The sequence below is a fragment of the uncultured Paraglaciecola sp. genome (assembly GCF_937123705.1).
Lineage (GTDB): Bacteria > Pseudomonadota > Gammaproteobacteria > Enterobacterales > Alteromonadaceae > Paraglaciecola.
The window spans coordinates 1-20,597 of sequence record NZ_CAKZKO010000012.1; the positions used below are offsets into that span (position 1 = coordinate 1).

The window sequence follows — 20,597 nt, forward strand, 5'->3', positions numbered from 1 at the left end:
TTTTAATAAAAGTAAGTCTTTGAAATATAAATGTAAATCTGTATTTTTCGACATTCCTTATCCCGAATTCGGGTTAAATACTATTTTTATAAGATCTTTCCAATTTATCGCCTGTTAGTGATCTAAAACCCAAATTGACAGCAAGTTATTGAAAAGTGAACAGAATAGGCATTATAGATACATCCCATTCGATAGTACAAATTTCATCCAGCAATTGGTTTACTCATAAAGACGTCATTCTTACAGTAACCTCAATAACCGCCAATTAAATTCATAACAAATTGCCACTTTCTAGCAATTAGGGCTAGAGTTAACACTTGTTTTTACTGATTAACGGAACATCAGAATGTCCAAAACGCTATTACTCAGCCTACTAATGTTATCCTCGCTATCTATTCAAGCTGCCGTACTAAAAGACTCCCACCACGCTAAAAAAACCTTAGAGATATACCGAACAATCATAGGTATTCCTACTGTGGCGGGCCGTGGAAAAGTACCAGAAATGGCGGCCTATTTAGCCAAAGAACTGCAACAGGCTGGTTTTAAACCCGAAGATGTACAAATTATTCCTACAGGTGAAACGGCCTTGTTTATTGCCCGATACCTAGGCAAAAGCGCCACTGCCAAACAACCTATTTTGCTGCTGGGTCACATGGACGTAGTAGAAGCTTTAGATAAAGATTGGCAGCGCCCTCCCTTTAAACTCACCCAAGATGACAAGTATTTTTATGGCCGCGGTACCATAGACAACAAACTTGGCATTGCTATGTTGACATCCACCTTTATCCGCTTAAAAAAACAAGGCTTTGTTCCTGATCGCGATATCTTTCTGGCTTTTTCTGGTGATGAAGAAACCGGCATGGTCACCACTAAAATGCTTGCCAGCCATCCTAAACTAGCAAAGGCTGAGTATGCGTTAAATTCTGATGCAGGCGGGGGCGACTTAGATCAAAATGGCAAAGCTTTAGCTTATTTAGTGCAAGCGGCTGAAAAAACCTATGTCAGTTTTGAGCTGACGTTACGCAATAAAGGTGGTCATAGCTCAAGACCCCGTCCCGACAACGCCATTTATGAACTGGCCAGCGCTTTACATCACATCAGAGATTATCAATTCCCAGTGATGTGGAGTGATATGACCCGGGAGTTTTTCGACGTATCTGGAAAACAAATGGGCGGCGAATTAGGAATGGCCATGCAAGCCTTTGCTAAAGATCCTACTAATAAAAAGGCATCTGACCGACTAGCCATTGAGTCCTCCTACGTGGGTACAACCCGCACCACTTGCGTAACCACTATGCTCAGCGCCGGCCATGCCGAAAATGCTTTACCCCAATCTGCTACTGCAACCGTCAATTGCCGTATTTTCCCCGGAACGAGTGTGCAAGAAGTTAAACAAACCCTACAAAAAGTGGTGAAAAACGACGCCATCGAATTTGTGATTTTAGGCGACCCAACAGAAAGCCCTATATCAGAATTACGTGAAGATGTGATGACCGCTATTAATAAAGCCGTTCATGCTCGTTACCCTAACGTAAAAGTCATCGCTTATATGGAATCAGGGGGCACAGATGGGAAGCATTTTCGTAAAGCTGGCATTCCAACTTGGGCCATGTCTAGTGGGTTTATGCGCCCCGATGAAATGTTTGCTCATGGCTTGAATGAACGTTTACCTATTAAAACCTTTTATGATGGCCTAGATCATTGGAGTATCATTTTAAAGGAGTTAACGGGTGCTAAACCTAATAATTGATTTAGCACAATTTTAAGTGCTACTTTGAATTACAATAATTAGAAAAATAGGTAGAATGCTGTCAAATGCTTTATTAATGAAATTTTTACACATGAGAGTCAGTGCGTTACTTTTAAATGGAATTTTTATTGGCTCAATTTTGCTAAGCAAGTGTATTTATGCAACAGATTTGACCATAGTTACTGAGCACTTGGCGCCTTTTCAAATTGTCGATAAAGATAAAATAACGGGTATTTCAACCGAAATCGTCAAGAAGACCCTAGATGAAGCAAAATTCAACTACAAAATAGAAGCCTTACCTTGGGCCTTATCCTTTAACCTTGCTAAACGTGAAAAAAACACCTGTATATACTCCATAGGCCGCATCCCAATACGAGAGCCTTTATTTAACTGGATTGGTCATATTATTAGCGCCAGCACCTCTTTTTACTCTTTAGCTTCAAAACAGCTGAAAATATCATCATTAGAAGATACCAAGAATTATAAAACAGCTGTGATACGAGAAGATGTAGCCCATCATTTCCTATTATCTCAAGGTTTTGTCGAGGGAGATAACCTTTATGTTATGGATAACTATGACGCACTTCTTGAACTATTAGAAAAGGCTAACCGTAATATTGATTTGGTTGTGCTGAATGATGAGCTTATTTTCCATAGAGTTAAAAGTACCCAAGCCGCCACAAAATATAAAAAGGTGTATAACCTCAAAGAACTCACCCTAGATTTTCATTTAGCTTGTAGCCTTAATACTGAACAAAACATTGTGGATAAGCTGCAAAACACTATGAGAAAATTAGAGCGAAATGGCACATTTTCAAGCATAAGAAAAAAATACAGCTCAAATTTGGCCAACTTACTTTAAATATTGGCTTGTTATTCTCACTTGCCCACAACTTATGTTGATGAAATAGACACAGAAAACCCGACTGATGTCGAGTTTATTTGTTATGAGAGTTTACGCTTTTTCACGCCTTGCTAAACCAAGCCCAACCAAAGCCAATGTAAAGATAACCAGAGTCGAGGGTGCAGGAATACTGACTCTTTGCGTTACAGTGAATCCGGTTGTTGTTAATCTCCGCAAAATATTATCTGTACCATTAGTTAATCCAACCCACCCTCTTCCATTAGGGTTAAGCCTAAGTCCCATAGAGGCTCCGTTAGAATTACTAGCTGCAAAGCTAAAGAAACTTGCGCCCGTTAACACACCGGATGCAACTGTGAACAAACCCGCTGGTTGCGTTTCTATATATTCACCAATACCAAAACCTGAGGTATTACTTAAAATACGAAAACTTGTCGCCATACCTGTAACGTTGTCACTTAGCCCCAATATCTCACCAGTCACTAATCCGCCACCATTACTCACATTCTTAAATGAAAAGTCGAAAATTAGCGTAGCGTTTGCAGCGCCGCCCCACCCAATCAATGCTAAAACAACAATTATCCCTCTAATATTTTTCAACATGTTTGCCTGCCTTTGTGTTTTTAGTCAGAGTTTAACGACAAACGTCTAAGCAAGAAGTATTCCTTCCTTATAAAACAACACGTTACATTTATCTGCTTGTAAAAGTGTATAAAAATCAGACACCAAATTTGATCAATCAAGCCATATTCAGCACTTTGTGCTATCACGAATTACTTAACCAAGGCTTGCAAATACCAATTCAAAAAACTCTGCTGGAAAGTTTCCATTTCAGACAATCTTCCGGGTTGATAAAAACGTGAATCTACACCTTTTTGATTGTTCATAATGATGGTTTTGTCGGCTTGGGTGGTCACATCCCAAAGCCAAGTCAGTTGCTCTAGTTGGTAGTCTTTGCCCTCAATGGCACGCTTATTTACAAACCAAGAAACATCACAAACACATTCGTCTATTGAGCGAGGTAAAAACCGATAGGCCACCATGTAGTCGTCGTAAATTAAAAAATAACTTAGCGGCCCAATCATTAACTCAGACGCGCCGCCGTCATACTCAGTAATGGCACCTAACAACGGCGCTACCGCTTTGCCGTCTGCACTGCCACTTACGGCATGGCGTAACAGCGGATTGCGGTCGTATTGATAACCTTCTTGGCCGTCTTCGGCTAAGTCGAAATAACAATCAAAAGTCGCAAATTTTGGGTTACCTTGGTTGGCTTGTTTAAATTTATCTTTTGCTGTTTTGAACACTTGCGGTGACTTAGCCATAGCATGTACTTTGGCAAATTCTTGGTGAGATGGGGCGCAGTGGTAACATTCTTGATAATTCTCAACCGCTAACTTCCAATTTGCAGGAATAACATAAGATTTATGCGCGGCCAATTTCATACTGTTAAGGCCAAATAACGGGATACAAGGTGACAAATCTCTACGTAAGGCACTCAAACTTGGTGGGTTATCATGCAAACAGACAAAAATCAGGCCGCCTAGCAGCTCTACTTTTACTTGATGCAGACCGTTTTCTGCAGGCTCAAAGTCCTCTGGCATATTACGGGCAGAAATTAACTCACCGTCTAAGTTGTAACTCCACGCATGATAAGGGCAAGTTAAGGACTTTTGATTTCCCGAAGACGTTAAACAAATTTTTGAACCCCGATGACGACACACATTCATATGGGCTTTGACATCGCCTGAAGCGGTTAGCAGCACAATCACCGATTCGCTATCAAATTCAAAGGTAAAGTAGTCGCCGGCTTTAGCTAGTTGGGATAGGTGCCCTGCATACAACCAATGTTTCAAAAACAGATTATCGATTTCTGTTTGATAAATATCGGCATCTTTATAAAAACTTTGCGCCAAGGAAAACCCAGATGGCTGCTCGGCTAAAAGTTGCTTAATTTTATCGTTTTTTGATTGTGCCATTAGCCTTGCTGTACCTCCAAAATTTGGGTTGTTGACAGTATTGAACGGGTGTTAAATACTGTCAATCATCAAAATACACATTTAGGAAAACAGATGGTAGATGCAATTGTTATAGGCGGCGGGCACAATGGGTTAGTGTGTGCCAACTACCTTGCTATGAGCGGTAAAAAGGTAAAAGTACTAGAACGCCGCCATGTTGTAGGCGGCGCTGCGGTGACCGAAGAGTTTCATCCCGGCTTTAGAAATTCGGTGGCCTCTTATACCGTAAGTTTGCTTAATCCTAAGGTGATTGCCGACCTAGAATTGCATAAAAATGGCCTTAATATTGTGCATCGAAAGGTCAACAATTTGTGGCCCCATGATAATGATGACTTTTTAGCTTTTGTGGTGGGCTCAGATAATTTAAAAGCTGAAATAGCCCGCTTTTCAAAATCAGATGCAGAGGCACTCGATAGATACTTTAGAGATACCGGCATGGCCGCTGACTTGATCCGCGACTTTTTGTTAGAAACGCCTCCTAATGTAGGTGGTGGAATAAAAGACATCTTCAAAGCAGCAAAATTTGGTAATCGCCTTCGCAAACTGCCTGTTGAGGACGAACGTATAGTGCTGGATATTTTCACCAAAAGTGTCTCAGATTTCTTAGATTTATACTTTGAAAACCAATACGTAAAAGGTGCGTTTGCTTTTGATGGCATAGTAGGCAATTACGCCGATACACAAACGCCCGGCTCTGCTTATGTATTGATGCACCATGCTTTTGGTGAAGTTAACGGCGAAAAAGGCGTGTGGGGCCATGCCATAGGTGGCATGGGAGCTATTACCCAAGCTATGGCCAAATCAGCCATTGCTAAAGGTGTTGATATTCAAACCGATGCAGCCGTAAAAAAAGTGTTAGTGCGAGATGGTAAAGCCTACGGTGTATTACTAGAAAGTGGCGAAACCATAGAAGCCAAGGTTATCGTTTCAAACTTAAATCCTAGTCTGTTGTATAACCAACTGGTTGATCAACAAGCACTTCCCGAAGATTTTGCACGGCGCATGAAACATTATAAAAATGGCTCTGGCACCTTTCGAATGAATGTGGCTCTTAGTGAATTACCTAAATTCAGCTGCTTGTCACAGCAAGAACGCGCTACTGCCGATCACCTAACCGGTGGCATTATTGTAGGCGCAACCTGTGACTATATTGACCAAGCCTACCGCGACTCAAAACAACATGGTTGGTCGAAAGCGCCCATAGTCGAAATGCTTATCCCGTCAACCCTTGACGATACGTTAGCACCAGAAGGTCAGCACGTAGCCAGTTTGTTTTGCCAACAGTTTGACCCCGATATGGATTGGGATACACACCGCGAAGCCGCCGCCGATTTGATCATTGAACAAGTGGAAAAAGTCGCCCCCGGTTTTAAAGCATCGGTGTTAGGACGTCAGCTGATGAGCCCCCTTGATCTTGAGCGTACATTCGGGCTTACTAAAGGTGACATTATGCACGGCAATATGAGTTTAGATCAGATGTTTAGCACTCGGCCCTTGCTAGGACATGGTAATTACCGTTCGCCCATAAAAGGTTTGTATATGTGTGGTGCGGGTACGCATCCCGGAGGCGGCGTAACAGGTGCGCCGGGCCACAATGCGGCGCGAGAAATCTTAAAAGACAACTAGAAATAGCTAAGGATCACACTATCGAGTCCAATCAGCACTGCACCGTTACTAAACCGTTAAGTCGTTTCGACTTTCTTTTGGTAAGCGTCATTTTGGTTTCCTTAATGGGTGCGGTGATTGCTTTATTTGGTAGTGATTCTTTGTCGGGAGCCACACAAGTGGCGATGATGGTCATCGCATTTTTCACCACTTTAGTTGGTTTTAAAAATGGCATAAGTTGGCTTGAAATAGAGCAAAGCATCATTGCCTCATCTGTCAAAACCACTGGCCCCAATTTAATATTTTTATCGGTGGGCGCATTAATAGGCAGTTTAATGCTATCTGGTGCCGTGCCTAGCTTGTTGTATTATGGGCTAAATATCCTCTCCCCCAGTTATTTTTATCCCTTAAGTTGTTTGATTTGTGCCTTAGTGGCCATTTGTATCGGCAGCTCGTGGACCACTGCCGCCACTGTGGGTGTGGCACTAATGGGTGTATCTTATGGTTTTGAACTGTCACCAGAAATCACCGCTGGAGCAGTTATCTCTGGCTCTTATTTTGGCGATAAGATGTCGCCTTTATCAGAAACCACCAACTTAGCCCCATCTATAGCCGGTAGTGATTTATTCGATCATATTCGCCATATGATTTGGGTTTCAGTTCCCAGTTTTGTGATAGCCGTGAGTCTATTTTTAGTGATAGGTTTACAAACGCCTATTACTCAAGGCAACCAACATAGCATCGATGCTTTTATGCAAACCTTAAGTCAGCACTTTGTTATTTCACCGATTAATTTACTGCCTATTGTATTGTTACTTGGGTTGGCCATTAAAAAAACGCCAGCTTTTATCGCCATAATAGGCATATCGCTGTTTTCATGTGTCTTTACCTTAATATTTCAATACGATGTTCTGGTCAATTTTGCATCGAGTACTAACCCTGCGGCGATTTTTAAAGCTATGTGGCAGGTTTTATTCGATGGTTTTAGCATTCAAACCCACAACCCAAGTGTCGATAGCTTATTGTCGCGGGGAGGCATGGCATCAATGGTGAACATGGTGTGGCTAGTAATTGCCTCTATGATGATGACCGGAGTATTGGAAAAAATTGGCTACATTGAGGTGTTATTAAATGTATTAATGAAATTTGTACGCTCTACCGGCTCACTCATCGCATCAACCATGGCCACCTGCTTAAGCGTGAATATCGTCACTGGCGACCAATATATGTCCTTAGTCTTGCCCGGGCATATGTGGAAATCAGAATTCAAAAAACGTAACTTGGCCTCGGTCAATCTATCTCGTACCTTAGAAGATGCCGGCACCCTCAGTTCACCGCTGATTCCTTGGAACGCTTGTGGGGTGTTTATGGCCGGTACCTTAGCCGTCGCCACATTTGGTTATTTGCCCTACTGCTTTTTTAACCTTATCAACCCCGTTGTGGCGCTGCTATTCGCCTTTATGAATGTAAAAATTTTAAAGCGTAGAAAAACAGGTAAAACTAAAAACGCGCAAGCATAAACCAGCCATCATTCATTAAGTCCCCCCTTTAGAAATCGAGCCAAAATGGAATTAGGTCTATTTCATTTATATTATTACAACTTAATTGGTGCTCTATTAGTAAAATAAGCATACTATAGCCATCTAAACGTCTAAATAGCCAACTAAGATTGAGTCAGTAGGCCATCCTTCTTAGATATAATAGACAATGAGGAAATTATGAGTATTTACCAAAAGTCACAAACTGCCATTTCTGCTTTAACCAAAGAGCAATTTCATGTCACCCAAAACAATGGCACCGAACACCCAGGCACAGGTGAGTTATTACACAACACCCAGCCCGGTATTTATGTGGATATTGTTTCGGGCGAGCCGTTATTTGCGTCTTCGGCTAAGTATGAATCGGGTTGTGGCTGGCCAAGTTTCACTAAAGTGATAGAAGCAGCCAATATTAACGAACTCACCGACACAACTCATGGCATGACCCGTACCGAAGTGCGCTCTGCTCACGGTGACAGCCACTTAGGCCATGTATTCCCTGATGGGCCTCAAGACCAAGGAGGCTTGCGTTATTGTATTAACTCTGCGTCTTTGCGTTTTATTGCTAAAAATGACATGGAAAGCCAAGGTTACGCTGCTTATTTAGATCAAGTTGAGGAGATTTAGACGTGGCGATTGAACGAGCAGTATTAGCCGGTGGCTGTTTTTGGGGCATGCAGGATCTTATTCGTAAGCGTCCTGGCGTTATCGAAACCCGTGTGGGTTACACTGGTGGTGATGTACCTAATGCTACCTATCGCAATCACGGTACGCATGCAGAAGGCATTGAAATAATGTTCGACAATGAGATTATCGACTATCGACGTATCTTAGAGTTTTTCTTTCAAATTCATGATCCTAGCACTAAAAACAGGCAAGGAAACGATGCGGGTACCTCTTATCGTTCGGCCATTTATTATGTGACTGACGAGCAACGCGCCGAAGCACTTCGAACCATAATTGACGTCGACGCCTCTGGTTTGTGGCCGGGTAAAGTCGTAACCGAGGTAGAACCCGCCGGTGATTTTTGGGAAGCGGAACCCGAACATCAGGATTACTTAGAAACCCGTCCTAATGGTTACACTTGCCACTTTGCAAGACCCGATTGGAAACTTCCCACAGCAAATTAAATTAAAATCTGTACTTTTCATGTAATCCCATTACATTATCGTCATCTAAAAATGTAAACGGAAAGCACAGATGTTTGAAAAAGTTGATGCTGACTACCTGATAGTAGGTGCCGGCGCCAGCGGTATGGCCTTTGCCGACACGCTGCTGTCCGAATCATCTGCCACTATCATCTTGGTCGATAAAGAACACAAACCCGGTGGCCACTGGAACCATGCCTATCCCTTTGTGACTTTACATCAACCCTCTGCCTTTTACGGTGTCAGCTCTAAAGAATTAAGCCGCGGCGTGATTGATAAAGTGGGATTAAATCAGGGCCTAAACGAGTTGGCCAGCGGTGCCCAAATCAATGCTTATTATTGTGACCTAATGCACGAAGCATTTTTACCCAGCGGACGAGTGTTTTATTTCCCAAGGTGCGAGCATTTAGGCGATGGCGTGATTAGGTCACTGGTTACAGGTGAAACAATTCAGCTTGGCTATCAAAAGTTGGTGGATGCCACTTATTACAAAACCAGTATTCCGGCCACCCATACCCCTGCTTTTCATGTAGACCAAGGTGTTAATTTTATCCCGCCTAACAAACTACCGTTTTTAGCTGCCCCTATTAAAGGTGTCACCATAATAGGAGGCGGTAAAACCGCCATAGATAGTTGTTTATGGCTGTTAGAGCATGGCGTACCCGCCAACAATATTATGTGGGTGATGCCCAGAGATGGCTGGTTTATTGACCGGAAGAACACCCAGCCTTCAGCGGATTTTTTCTTCGACTCTATTGGTGCCCAAGCCGCTCAAATGGAAGCCATTGCCGAATCAACGTCTTTAGCCGATATGTTTTTACGCCTTGAAAAAGCAGGGGTGTTTTTGCGTTTGGACTCAGAAGTGCTCCCCAAAATGTTTCATGGCGCCACTGTCAGTAAAAAAGAATTACAACTGATTCAGCAAGTCAAAAATGTGATCCGCCAAGGACGAGTGCTGTCGTTACATCATGATAAAATGCGATTTGAAGAAACAGAAGTAAACATTCCAGAAGGGCAAACTATAGTCGATTGCACCGCCAGTGCTATCTCTAATCTTGAGATAACGTCAGTATTCAAAGATAACACTATCACCTTACAAACGGTGCGGGCCTATCAGCCGGTGTTTAGCGCATCTTTTATTGCCCATATCGAGTTAACTTATCCAAACATCGACAAAAAGAACAACCTGTGCCGTGTGGTTGTGTTGCCAAACCATGATTACGACTGGATTGAACTCACCTATCAAAATATGATGAACCAATTTTTCTGGTCTAAAGAGCCTGGATTAAAAACATGGTTGCAAAATAATCGGCTCGACGGTTTTATGAAGATGGTTGCTTCGGTAAAATTTTACGAATTCAAAAAGTTAGCGGTACTTAATCGCATGCGAAAAGCGGCGAAACCTGCTATTGGTAAGCTTAAAATGTATAAAGCAGAGTTGGGTTCATAACCTTTACTCACCACACACATTTAGTTAGCGTTATTTTAATGAAATTACAAAACGGAAGTGTTCAATGAAGTTTGTCTTAAAAGTGTTACTTGTTATTGTTTTGGCTCTGGGAGCCACAGGTGTTTGGTACATACAAAGCAAACAACCGCAGCGAAATGGTGATATTCAGCTCACTCATTTGCAAGCACCTGTTAGTGTGCGTTATGACGAACGTGGTGTGCCCCATATTAAGGCCCAAAATCAACTCGACACTTATCGCACACTTGGCTACGTGCATGCCCAAGATCGCTTATTTCAAATGGAAATGGCCCGTCGCCTTGCACGAGGTGAACTAGCTGAAATCCTTGGGCCAAAATTGCTCGACACAGACCGCTTATTTCGTACGCTTGGCATTCGCCAACATGCCGATGCCTATGTGGCTAAGTTAGATCCCAACTCTACAGCCTTTAAAGTGTTAGATGCCTACCTAGACGGCATCAATCAATTCCAGAATACACATCCAGCGCCATTAGAATTTGACATGCTAGGGATCGAAAAACGCCCCTTCACAGCACAAGATACCCTTAGTGTGGGTGGTTATATGGCTTATAGTTTTGCAGCGGCGTTTCGTACCGAGCCACTTTTGACTTACGTACGTGACCAGCTTGGTGAACAATATCTTGAGGTATTTGACTTAGCTTGGCATCCAGAAGGCGTAGTACCTACTAGTCTTACTGCAAAAGACTGGGAAGGGCTTGATCACCTCGCCTATTTAAGTGAGCAAGGGCTTACAGATAACTCCATTGCACTATTTGAAGGCAGTAATGCGTGGTCAGTATCGGGTAGTCGCACCGCAAGTGGCAAACCGCTTTTAGCAGGCGACCCACACATTGGTTTTGCTGTTCCTGCTGTTTGGTACGAAGCCCATTTGTCTTACCCTGGTTTTGAGTTATATGGCCATCATCAAGCGCTTAATCCTATGGCTAGCCTTGGCCATAATATGGACTTTGGTTGGAGCATTACCATGTTCCAAAACGATGATATTGACCTTATCGCTGAAAAGGTTAATCCCGACAATGCCAATCAGGTTTGGTATCAAGGCCAATGGGTAGACATGCAAAGTCGCACAGAAGTGATTGAGGTAAAAGGTGCAGCGTCAGAAACCCTAACGATCCGCCGCTCTCCTCATGGGCCCATAGTGAACGATGCGCTGGGTAAACATAAGGGCACCACGCCAATCGCCATGTGGTGGGCCTTTCTTGAAACCGAAAATCCCATTATTGATGCCTTCTATGAGCTAAACCATGCCGATACATTGGCAAAAGCCCGTGCGGCCACCTCAAAAATCCATGCACCGGGTCTTAACATAGTTTGGGCCAATGCCAGTGGTGATATAGGCTGGTGGGCGGCAGCAAAACTGCCTATTCGCCCTGCGGGCGTGAATCCTAGCTTTATCCTCAACGGCGCAAGTGCTGAGGCCGACAAACTAGGTTTTGAACCTTTTAGCGCTAACCCTCAGGAAGAAAACCCAGAGCGTGGTTATATTGTTTCGGCCAACCATCAACCTGTACCAGCAAGTGGTATTCAGGTGCCTGGTTATTACAACCTGCCTGCCCGTGCCATACAACTTGATAAACAGTTAGCCGATACGACTGTAAAGTGGAACCTAGAAAACAGCCAAGCCTTACAACTAGACACAGGCAGTGGTTATGCAAAACGTTTACTTAGCCCTTTGCTTCCCATCATAAAAGCGAGTGCCAGTGCCGATGAACAACAGCTAGTGCAACTACTCAGCACTTGGAATGGAGAACATAAGATAGCAGACATCGCCCCTACCATTTTTAACCAGTTTGTTTACCAACTTGCTAAAGAAGCCATGTTTGACGAAATGGGTGACAACTATTTTGCCACCTTAACTAGCACGCGAGTTATTGATTTTGCGTTACCGCGATTAGCCGCACAAGCCAACTCACCTTGGTGGGATGATCGCACCACAGCAAACACTGAAGATCGCACAACAATAGTCGTTAATGCTTGGAACGCCAGCTTAGAACACCTTAGTGCGACCTTTGGTACAGATACCAGCACTTGGGGTTGGGGAGTTGCACATACGCTCACCCACAAACATCCATTAAGCCAACAACGTCCGCTTGATAAACTATTCAACGTGGGTCAGTTTGCCTCTCCAGGTGGACATGAAACACCTAACAACCTATCCAATAAAATGGGTCCTGCACCTTGGGCGGTGGCTTATGGTCCATCGACTCGCCGCCTAGTGGACTTTGCTGATGCCAGTCAAGCGCTGGGGATCAATCCTGTAGGTCAAAGTGGTGTGCCTTTTGATACCCACTACCAAGATCAAGCACAGCCTTATATTAAAGGCCAGTATATGAAGCAGCATTTTAGCGAAGCAGATGTGGCCGCGAATACCGTCAGCGAGTTGCAATTTACACCGGTAAATTAACCCGAATGCGGATTTAAACCGGAATACCTAGTCGTTTTGCTCAAGTGAAATGTAGTTTAATTTTACTCGCGAAACGGCGGCTTACGGTAAATCTTTCAGAGGCGTTTTTTAGGTTTACTTTCATAGTGCGATTCACTTGCGTTTCCATAGAATCAATTTGGTTAATGTTGATAATGGTAGAGCGGTGGATACGCACAAAGTGCTTTTCTGGCAAGCGTTGCTCCCAGTTTTTAAGGGATTTTTCCACTAGAAGCGGATTGTTATTGTTTGTTTTATTTAGACAATATACCTCAGTGTAATCACCCGAAGCACATATATGGGAAATATCCCTCAGGTGTAAAAAGTGCGACTGCTCACCAAGATTTAAAAAAATAGGATCATCAATACTTAAGGTTTGCTCATCGGCATCAGGCGGCACTTTTGTATGTGGGGCTTGATATAACTTATCGATTGCTGCTTTAAGCCTTTTGGGGTTGACCGGTTTTAATAGATAATCGAGGGCATTAATTTCAAAGGCGCGGATGGCATATTCGTCAAAAGCTGTCACAAAGATAAGGTTAAAGTTGTGCTTTACTTGGTGTAGCAAATCAAAACCATTTTCATGCCTTAGTTGAATATCTAAAAAGACCAAATCTGGCTTCTCAGTTTTAATAACAGCAATGGCCTCGGTCAAATTAGCGGCTTCGCCAATTATTTGCACCTCGTTAATATCCTCTAAAAGCAGCCGAAGTTCTTGCCGAGCTAACCTTTCGTCATCCACTATCAGGGCTCTAGAGGTCATTTTAAAGCAACCTCTATGCCGGCAATCACCATGCCATTTGCTTCATGTAGCAAAAATGAACTCTGATTAGGAAACTGTTTTTCTAATCGTTGTTGCACGTTATTTAGTCCAATATGACTGTTTTTATTGGTATTGCTTGGCGTTAATTTACCGCTATTTTTCACCTCTATAAACAATCTGTCAGCTGTTAATTTTGCTGAAATAATGACCGTCAAAACATCTGTACTTGTTTTAAATCCATGCTTAATGGCGTTCTCAACTAATGGATTAAGTAAAAAACTTGGCAACATTACGTTTTTGGCCGACTCATCAATATCAAAAGTGATGTCTAAGGCATCTTCAAAACGAACCTTTTCAATGGCGAGGTAATTTTCAATGGCTTGTAACTCTTCTGCTAAGCTATTTTGGCTTTTTTTATCACTCATAAGTGAGTGCCTTAAAAACTCTGAGAGTTGAGTGATCATTTGTTTTGCAGCGGGATTGTCTGGATGGATCAAAGCTCGCACTGAATTGAGAGCGTTAAATAAAAAGTGTGGATTCACTTGGTAGCGCAGCATGTCTAACTGTGCGGTTTCAGCCAAGATTTTCGCCTGCAAGGTGTTTTGATGCTCAACTTGCGCCTGTTTCCAATAGGTTACGCCAAAATAAATGGCACTCCATGCCATCAAAGTGACTGTATAGGTTAATGCAACTCTTGGCTTAAATTGTAAAGAATGCAAAAGGTCATAATCTGCCAAGGTTAACCAAAATAACGTCGTTTCTAGCGCGGTCCACACTATGCCAAAAAAGGCTGAACACAGAGCAATAATCAGTATCATTTTGCTGATTGACTGGCTGTTAATCAGCCGTTGATAAATCAACCACAACAAGCAACTTAATAAAAAACCAATTAAAGTCCGAAAAGACTTAATGACAAAAATATAGCTAAGAGATTCTGACGTCTCTCGGGTGAGAAAAGTTAAAAACATCAGAACAAAATAAACAAGCCAACCCATCACTTGCCATTTCCATAATGTGTTGGTTAGCTTTGCAAAACTCATTTATACAAGCCTTTGGCTGTCAATTTACCCTTACTCCTGCGATTTATTTTGTTTTTGTAGCGGTAACATCAAACCCATGATTCACTATTTTCCACATGCCATCGACTTTTAACAAAGACAAATAGTGGGCACTCGATGACTCGGAATATTGAAACAACACTTTAACCAGAGCAGCGTTACCCGTCGCATCCAAGTTTTGGATTTGATGCTCTTTGATAAGCTCATGTTTTGCAAACTGCTGCTTAAAATTGCCTATAAAGGTATTCAGATCAACCGCTTGAAACCGACCTTTTTGAATAGACATAATTTTTGCATCTTTTTGATACACCTTAGACAACGGGGCGATATCTCCTGACTGGTAACCTTGTATCAATCGTTTTATCGGCGCAAGTAACTCGGGGATATTAACACTTGCTGCTTTATTATTGTTGGGATCGCCTATTGAATAAGCGGTTTTGTTAACAATTTTCCATTCACCTGCAATTTTCAACAAGGTCATATAATCGGTAAAGAGCCTGCTTGAATAGTCGAGCACTAACTTTCCTACCGCCATATTGCCCGTGACATCTATATGTTTAATATAGGGAATGCGCGAAACGCCGTCGTTGGGGTCTCGAAGTTTCATTCTACTTAAGTAATCTGAAAATTCGATTTTTCGATATTCCCCTGAGCCTAAGTAACTTAATTTGCCTTCACTGTGTAACGCCTGACCAAGCAGCACTTTATCTCCTTTAATATGCCCCGTTAAATAAGACATCAAGGGTTTAGTCACGGCTTCAATATCGTTTAAATCTGAGGTTTGTTGGGCGTTAGCGCTAAATGTAAGGCACGCTAACAAAACCAAATATGTAATACTTTTCATCACTTTGCTCTCCTAATTCTCATGATCTTGCCGTTGTTTTCATCGGTTAATAGGTACAGTTTGCCCATTGGGCTTTGCACAACTTTTCGTGACCGCACTCTGTCATCAACAAAAAGCTCTTCTGTTGCTTTCACTTTTTCGTCTTCGATTCGAATGCGCCATAAACTGCCTCCACTTAGGCCTGGTATAAATAAATCACCTTGCCACTGTGGAAACTCATCACCCTTGTAAAAAGTTAAACCTGTGGGCGCTACTGTGTGTTTCCAAAACCATTTTGGTCGACTAAAGGTTCGCTCTGATAGTGCGGGCGGTTGATACTCCTTAAATCGATACTTACCGGTAGTTTTGATTGGCCAGCCGTAATTGGCCCCTGCTTTTAGTAGATTTAATTCGTCGCCTTGATGAGTGCCATGCTCAGAAAACCATATATCGCCATTGTCAGGATTGACCGTTATACCTTGAGCAGCCCGAATGCCAATGGCATAAATGCTGCTTTGTCTGTTGGCAAAAATGGGATTGTCGGTGGGAATAGAACCATCGGGATTAATACGGTGAATTTTCCCTCTTTTGTCTAACAAGTTTTGGGCGATGGGCATAGCCGGCTGATTCATTTCATTAAATAACCGTTCGCCTATAGTGATATACAGTTTTCCATCTTGGCCAAAGGTTAAGCCTCCACCAAAATGATAACCACCAGGTGTATAAGGGTCGGCTACAAGCAAGGTTTTAACATCAGCTAACTGATTGTTGTTTAAGGTGGCGCGGATCACTTTAGTGGTATAGGTATCGGCCTTTTTTGACACGTAAGAAACATACAACAATTGATTAGTGGCAAAGTTTGGATCGAGCACCACATCAAACATGCCCATATTGTAGCTACTTAAAATGCCATTCATCGAAGCGGGATAAATGCCCTTTTCGTATTTGGACACATCAATAGCAACAGCTTTTGCTAGGTCGTTAGGGAAGTTTTGAATGATGGTTTTCTGTTTTGTCAGTAAATTAAGTTTAAGTAAGTTGCCGTCTTTTTCACTCACTAACACTTCTGATTCATTGATAAAGGCCATACTCCAAGGGTTGTCGAGTCCGTCTATTAGCTGTTCTTTGACGACAGCGCCCAAATGTGTGCCAGCACTGTTGTTACCCTTTGCCATTTTGACAAAAACACTTTGCCTAAAATCTTTGGGTTCAATCTCATTAAGCAGCATTAAGCCGGTTCTTTGAGCAATGATTTTATCAAAGCGTTGCTCTGACTTATCTTGCTGATCTTGGTTGGCAAATCGAGTGATCAATAAAAAATCAAATTCGGCATTTTGCTGTGAACTCGCTTCAACAAACTCATATGAATCAATATAACCACGAGCTAGTGCAGACTCACGGAAAATTCGCCAATTGTTTTGGTAATAAAACAAGGCTTCGGCTCGATGGCCATTTTTGACCTTTATTGCTTCTATTAGGTTTATGGTTTGACTTTGAACGGGCATCAGCCATAACAACAAAAGCAGTAACAGCCCTCTAATTAAATATTTATACATAAATGTTCATCCTAAAGACATAACCCATCAATGCGTTATTGATTGATTTTGAAAAAATATTGCTGCGTAGAATAGAACAATAAATTGCCGGGTTTTGGATAAATCTTTAAAAGGTCATATAGCAGGATAAGCGGTAAAAATGCAGTGCTAAGCTGTCTTTAAGGCATGTGATAGTCCTAACAGGAAGAGCTGATTGTCTTCCTGTTAGGATGAATTGGTATCACTTTTAGGAAGCAAAAATCACAAATAACAGGGCAAATAACGCCCCAGCAAGGGATATTTTCACACCGTTTTTAAAAAAAGGTAATTTTGGCATAAACATCAAAAATGCCGAAACAACAAAAAACAGCAGGGCAACACCAAAGCTGATATTAAGAAAAAATAGCGGGCTGTTGTGCGTGGCTTTATGTAAGTTCACCAATTTAGCCAGCGGCATAGGATAGTCGATGGTATTGATAACCGCCTCTCCGGTATGTTTATCATATTGCCCCGAGTTAAACATAATCACCCCCTTAACGTCTGACTCCACTTTAAAGTTTCTGATCCTTAGGGTTTTAGCCAATGCCTCGGTTTGTAAGCCCGGCTCTAGCTGATGAATTTCAGTTTGCGGAAATTGCAAAAAGTCGGTTTTTCTAAAAATGAGCAATATCCCACTTACCGAATAAATAGCTATCATGCCCGCCAAAAAAAAGCCTAACCAACGATGGTATTTGCGAATACTGTTATGAAATTTTGTTGATGCCATGGTTACCCTTATTGGTGTTTTATCTTTATTCTGAGTCGTTATCGACTTCTTCTAAATCGTCATCTTCACCTAACAGACTTTCGCTGGCGGCATCGTAGTTAAAAGCCCCTAAAAAAGTCGTGTATTCGTCTTCGCTTACAGCACTTTGTTTCACGCTATATTGCTGTTCGAACAGTAAAATAATCCAGCTCACTTGCAGCATATTATTTTTCTTGGCTTTACTCATCAAATTCACAATAAAAGAGCTTGAACAAGAGCATTCACCTGCCGCTTGGTGAATATCAACCGTGCCTTCAAGGGCACCGTTGGTTTCCATCTGTTGCGGCACAAAATAGCGAATTTTGTAATTTTTTGACCAAGTATTAGTGGCTCGCGTACCTTTTTTTGAAAAGGTTTCCTCAAAATATTCATCTGGAATATCAGCATAAGGGTGTTGCGATGCCCATACAGACACTTTGCCTTTGGTATTAAAAAGTAATCCCTTATCAGCCGATGCTTGGTTGTCTTGGGTCATAGGAAAGTCACTCTAATTTTTGAGAATGTGCGCATTCTATTATAGGGGCGCAACAATAGCGAAAGCACCCTAAGTATTATTGATTACCTTAAAAAGTAAAACGCTCTACCACGCCATCTTTACCTACCCCGACACATCCCATTTGATCATCGCAGGCAAGGCTCCAAATATTATTTTTACTGAGCATAGCCCAAGATTTTGTTCCTTCTTGCCATACACTGACTCCCTGCGGATTAGCAATCAACACCCTAATTTTATTGTCTTTTTGGATGATAGCCGACCCATACACCGCGCCTTTTAACGGCACTTCAGGTAAGGCGCTCCACTGTTTTGATTGTAAATTATAGCGTTGCGCTTTGGCTGAGTTTTGCTGCGCTTTTAAGCTGCCACCAAAGAGGTAAAGCCATTGCTTAGTTTGCTGCACACTAAACACACCGGCCGCTTCCCCGCCCAAAAAAGGTGTATCAAGACTGTGCCATTTTTTTCCATCTTTGATGAGTACACGAGGAGCATGACCATTGCCGGTGCCAATATAAATATTGTTGTCATCTCCTTGATTTAAACACGTGCCGCTTGAGGCAAAACCGCCCTCACCTGCTTGTGCTGCAAGTCCCAAGGTTTGTCTGTTCCAATGACGCCCCCCATCCTCAGTGGCCAATATAAACAAGCCTGCTTCATCCGAATCACCATATAACCAACCCTGCTGATGGTTAACAAAATGCAAACAGTCGTAAAAAGTGCTCGCTTGTTTTCCTGCTATTTGTAATTGCCAATTTTTCCCGTCATCAGTGCGGTATATTCGAGAGTCATCACCTTCGCCTGCACTCATTAGAGTGAGACTACCGTTACTTAAAATCTGAATATCCCGAAACTGTAAGCCTTGACTGTTTTCAGGCCCTACCACCTTGCTCCAATGTTCGCCATTATCGGTACTTTGATAAATCCCCCCATTGGTACCACTAGCTACAATATGGGCACCAAGGCGATGCACGGCTTGAAAACTTACATCAGGATCAAGCACCTGAACTGAGCCAGCCATTGCAGAAAAACTCAGCGTAATGCCCATTAAGCAAGAAAATGCTATGGTCATCAAAGCGACGTTTTTAATGTTTATTTTCATAAGGTTAACTCACTGAATACTAATAGCACTGGGCATAGCGATTAGAAATAACCATACAACTTGAATAAATGTTGTCTGGGGCAGGATTTCATTCACTACTTAGAAGTGAATGAAATCCCCTCACTTGGGTAATTTGATTAAAACTGCTTTTGATCGACGTCTTTTATAAACTTAATCACGCCTTCAAAGTAAATTTCCTGATCATCATACATGGCCATATGGCTGCCATTTGGACAATGAAGATAACGGCCATTTTGAACCTGATTGGCTAAAGCTTCCATTGCCTTAGGATCCATAGTGTCGTGCTGCGCACCAATACTTAAAGTGGGCACAGTAATTTTAGGCAAATTAGCAGTTTGATCCCACAACAATAATTTACCACTGGCGCCTAACTCACTTGGCCCCTGCATAGGCACATACACATCAGGATTAGCATGTTCAAAGGCACGATTAACTGGATCAGGCCAGGTTTCGCTAGGCATACGTAATACATGATGTTCATAGTGATGAGGAATTAATAGCTCCATATATTTGGGATTGGTATAATCTTTTGCCGCTTCCATATCTTTAATTTGTTGTAACACCTCTGGATCCATAGTCGACATCAATACATTGTTCGCATATTTATTATATTCGGGAATGCTGGCCACCATATTTGAAATAATCATGCCTTTAAGGTTTTGTTGGTATTTTAAAGCGTACTCTATGGCCAAAATCCCGCCCCAAGAGTGACCCAACACATAAAAGTTATCTTTGTTCAGTCCTAAAGCGGTACGCACTTGTTCTACTTCATCTACATAATGCTCAATGTTCACTAAGCTAGGGTCTGCAGGATCATCACTGTAATAAGATCCAAGCTGGTCATAATAATAATACTCGATACTGGCACTAGGAAAGTAGCTGTCAAAGGCTTCAAAATATTCATGGGTCATACCTGGTCCGCCATGTAATAACAACACTTTCATGGTGGGGTTGTTGCCTACACGCTTAGTCCACACATTAAAGGTGCCTTTGACGGTTTTAATGGGGATCATTTTCACGCCACCAGATAAGCGGTCATCGCGCATACTATTATCGAGATAGTTTGCAGTTACCGAATTGGTTTCACTGACGGTACTCCCACACGCAGCCAAGCCTAAAGCCAAGCAAATTGTTGCTATTAGTCTATACATTTTTATTCCCTAAC

18 protein-coding genes are annotated in these 20,597 nt (G+C 42.2%); 8 read left to right on the plus strand and 10 right to left on the minus strand.

Annotated elements, in window-relative coordinates; genetic code table 11:
• Positions 1 to 346: 346 nt before the first annotated feature.
• Both Q0688_RS02375 and Q0688_RS02380 read left to right on the plus strand, forming a co-directional pair.
• Entirely contained in the window at positions 347 to 1,750 is a 1,404-nt protein-coding gene (locus tag Q0688_RS02375; protein WP_299072695.1) for a M20/M25/M40 family metallo-hydrolase, read from the plus strand.
• Positions 1,751 to 1,826: 76 nt separating this feature from the next.
• A complete protein-coding gene (locus Q0688_RS02380; protein ID WP_299072698.1) occupies positions 1,827 to 2,612 on the plus strand; it encodes an ABC transporter substrate-binding protein in 786 nt (261 codons plus the stop codon).
• A 93-nt stretch (positions 2,613 to 2,705) separates the two neighbouring features.
• Here the strand turns inward: Q0688_RS02380 and Q0688_RS02385 are convergent, their stop codons facing one another.
• Together Q0688_RS02385 and Q0688_RS02390 are read right to left on the minus strand one after the other, a co-directional pair.
• Positions 2,706 to 3,215, minus strand: a complete 510-nt coding sequence (locus tag Q0688_RS02385) for a hypothetical protein (protein WP_299072701.1) — start codon at positions 3,213 to 3,215, stop codon at positions 2,706 to 2,708.
• Between the two features lie 170 nt (positions 3,216 to 3,385).
• Complete coding sequence (locus Q0688_RS02390; protein ID WP_299072703.1) at positions 3,386 to 4,591, minus strand: aromatic ring-hydroxylating dioxygenase subunit alpha; 1,206 nt, start codon at positions 4,589 to 4,591, stop codon at positions 3,386 to 3,388.
• Between the two features lie 93 nt (positions 4,592 to 4,684).
• Here Q0688_RS02390 and Q0688_RS02395 point away from each other — a divergent pair, with 93 nt between their 5' ends.
• The 6 genes from Q0688_RS02395 to Q0688_RS02420 all read left to right on the plus strand — a co-directional run bounded on the left by Q0688_RS02395 (position 4,685) and on the right by Q0688_RS02420 (position 12,814).
• On the plus strand, positions 4,685 to 6,256 hold the full coding sequence (locus tag Q0688_RS02395) for an NAD(P)/FAD-dependent oxidoreductase (protein WP_299072708.1): 1,572 nt from the start codon (positions 4,685 to 4,687) through the stop codon (positions 6,254 to 6,256).
• 92 nt (positions 6,257 to 6,348) lie between these two features.
• Positions 6,349 to 7,755: a Na+/H+ antiporter NhaC gene (gene nhaC / locus Q0688_RS02400; protein ID WP_367179774.1), complete on the plus strand. Its 1,407-nt coding sequence runs from the start codon at positions 6,349 to 6,351 to the stop codon at positions 7,753 to 7,755.
• A gap of 198 nt (positions 7,756 to 7,953) precedes the next feature.
• On the plus strand, positions 7,954 to 8,400 hold the full coding sequence (msrB, locus tag Q0688_RS02405; RefSeq protein ID WP_299072714.1) for a peptide-methionine (R)-S-oxide reductase MsrB: 447 nt from the start codon (positions 7,954 to 7,956) through the stop codon (positions 8,398 to 8,400).
• Between the two features lie 2 nt (positions 8,401 to 8,402).
• Positions 8,403 to 8,903 (plus strand): peptide-methionine (S)-S-oxide reductase MsrA, encoded by a 501-nt coding sequence (gene msrA, locus Q0688_RS02410; protein WP_299072717.1) that lies wholly within the window; start codon positions 8,403 to 8,405, stop codon positions 8,901 to 8,903.
• 70 nt (positions 8,904 to 8,973) lie between these two features.
• Entirely contained in the window at positions 8,974 to 10,371 is a 1,398-nt protein-coding gene (locus Q0688_RS02415) for an NAD(P)-binding protein (RefSeq protein ID WP_299072719.1), read from the plus strand.
• A 64-nt stretch (positions 10,372 to 10,435) separates the two neighbouring features.
• A complete protein-coding gene (locus Q0688_RS02420; RefSeq protein WP_299072722.1) occupies positions 10,436 to 12,814 on the plus strand; it encodes a penicillin acylase family protein in 2,379 nt (792 codons plus the stop codon).
• 40 nt (positions 12,815 to 12,854) lie between these two features.
• Here the strand turns inward: Q0688_RS02420 and Q0688_RS02425 are convergent, their stop codons facing one another.
• The 8 genes from Q0688_RS02425 to Q0688_RS02460 form a co-directional block, all read right to left on the minus strand.
• Entirely contained in the window at positions 12,855 to 13,595 is a 741-nt protein-coding gene (locus tag Q0688_RS02425) for a LytTR family DNA-binding domain-containing protein (RefSeq protein WP_299072727.1), read from the minus strand.
• Positions 13,592 to 14,635 (minus strand): sensor histidine kinase, encoded by a 1,044-nt coding sequence (locus tag Q0688_RS02430; RefSeq protein ID WP_299072730.1) that lies wholly within the window; start codon positions 14,633 to 14,635, stop codon positions 13,592 to 13,594. Before Q0688_RS02430 ends, Q0688_RS02425 begins: the two co-directional genes overlap by 4 nt.
• Positions 14,636 to 14,678: 43 nt before the next feature.
• Positions 14,679 to 15,497, minus strand: coding sequence for a nuclear transport factor 2 family protein (locus Q0688_RS02435; protein ID WP_299072732.1), 819 nt, complete (start codon positions 15,495 to 15,497; stop codon positions 14,679 to 14,681).
• On the minus strand, positions 15,497 to 17,032 hold the full coding sequence (locus tag Q0688_RS02440) for a PQQ-dependent sugar dehydrogenase (protein WP_299072735.1): 1,536 nt from the start codon (positions 17,030 to 17,032) through the stop codon (positions 15,497 to 15,499). The genes Q0688_RS02435 and Q0688_RS02440 overlap by 1 nt, the downstream gene beginning before the upstream one ends.
• A gap of 226 nt (positions 17,033 to 17,258) precedes the next feature.
• Positions 17,259 to 17,777: a hypothetical protein gene (locus Q0688_RS02445; RefSeq protein ID WP_299072737.1), complete on the minus strand. Its 519-nt coding sequence runs from the start codon at positions 17,775 to 17,777 to the stop codon at positions 17,259 to 17,261.
• Between the two features lie 25 nt (positions 17,778 to 17,802).
• Complete coding sequence (locus tag Q0688_RS02450) at positions 17,803 to 18,291, minus strand: immunity 22 family protein (protein WP_299072739.1); 489 nt, start codon at positions 18,289 to 18,291, stop codon at positions 17,803 to 17,805.
• Positions 18,292 to 18,379: 88 nt separating this feature from the next.
• Positions 18,380 to 19,411 carry a hypothetical protein gene (locus Q0688_RS02455; protein WP_299072741.1) on the minus strand — a complete coding sequence of 344 codons (1,032 nt, stop codon included), beginning with the start codon at positions 19,409 to 19,411 and terminating at the stop codon, positions 18,380 to 18,382.
• Between the two features lie 137 nt (positions 19,412 to 19,548).
• On the minus strand, positions 19,549 to 20,583 hold the full coding sequence (locus Q0688_RS02460) for a proline iminopeptidase-family hydrolase (protein ID WP_299072743.1): 1,035 nt from the start codon (positions 20,581 to 20,583) through the stop codon (positions 19,549 to 19,551).
• Positions 20,584 to 20,597 lie beyond the last annotated feature (14 nt).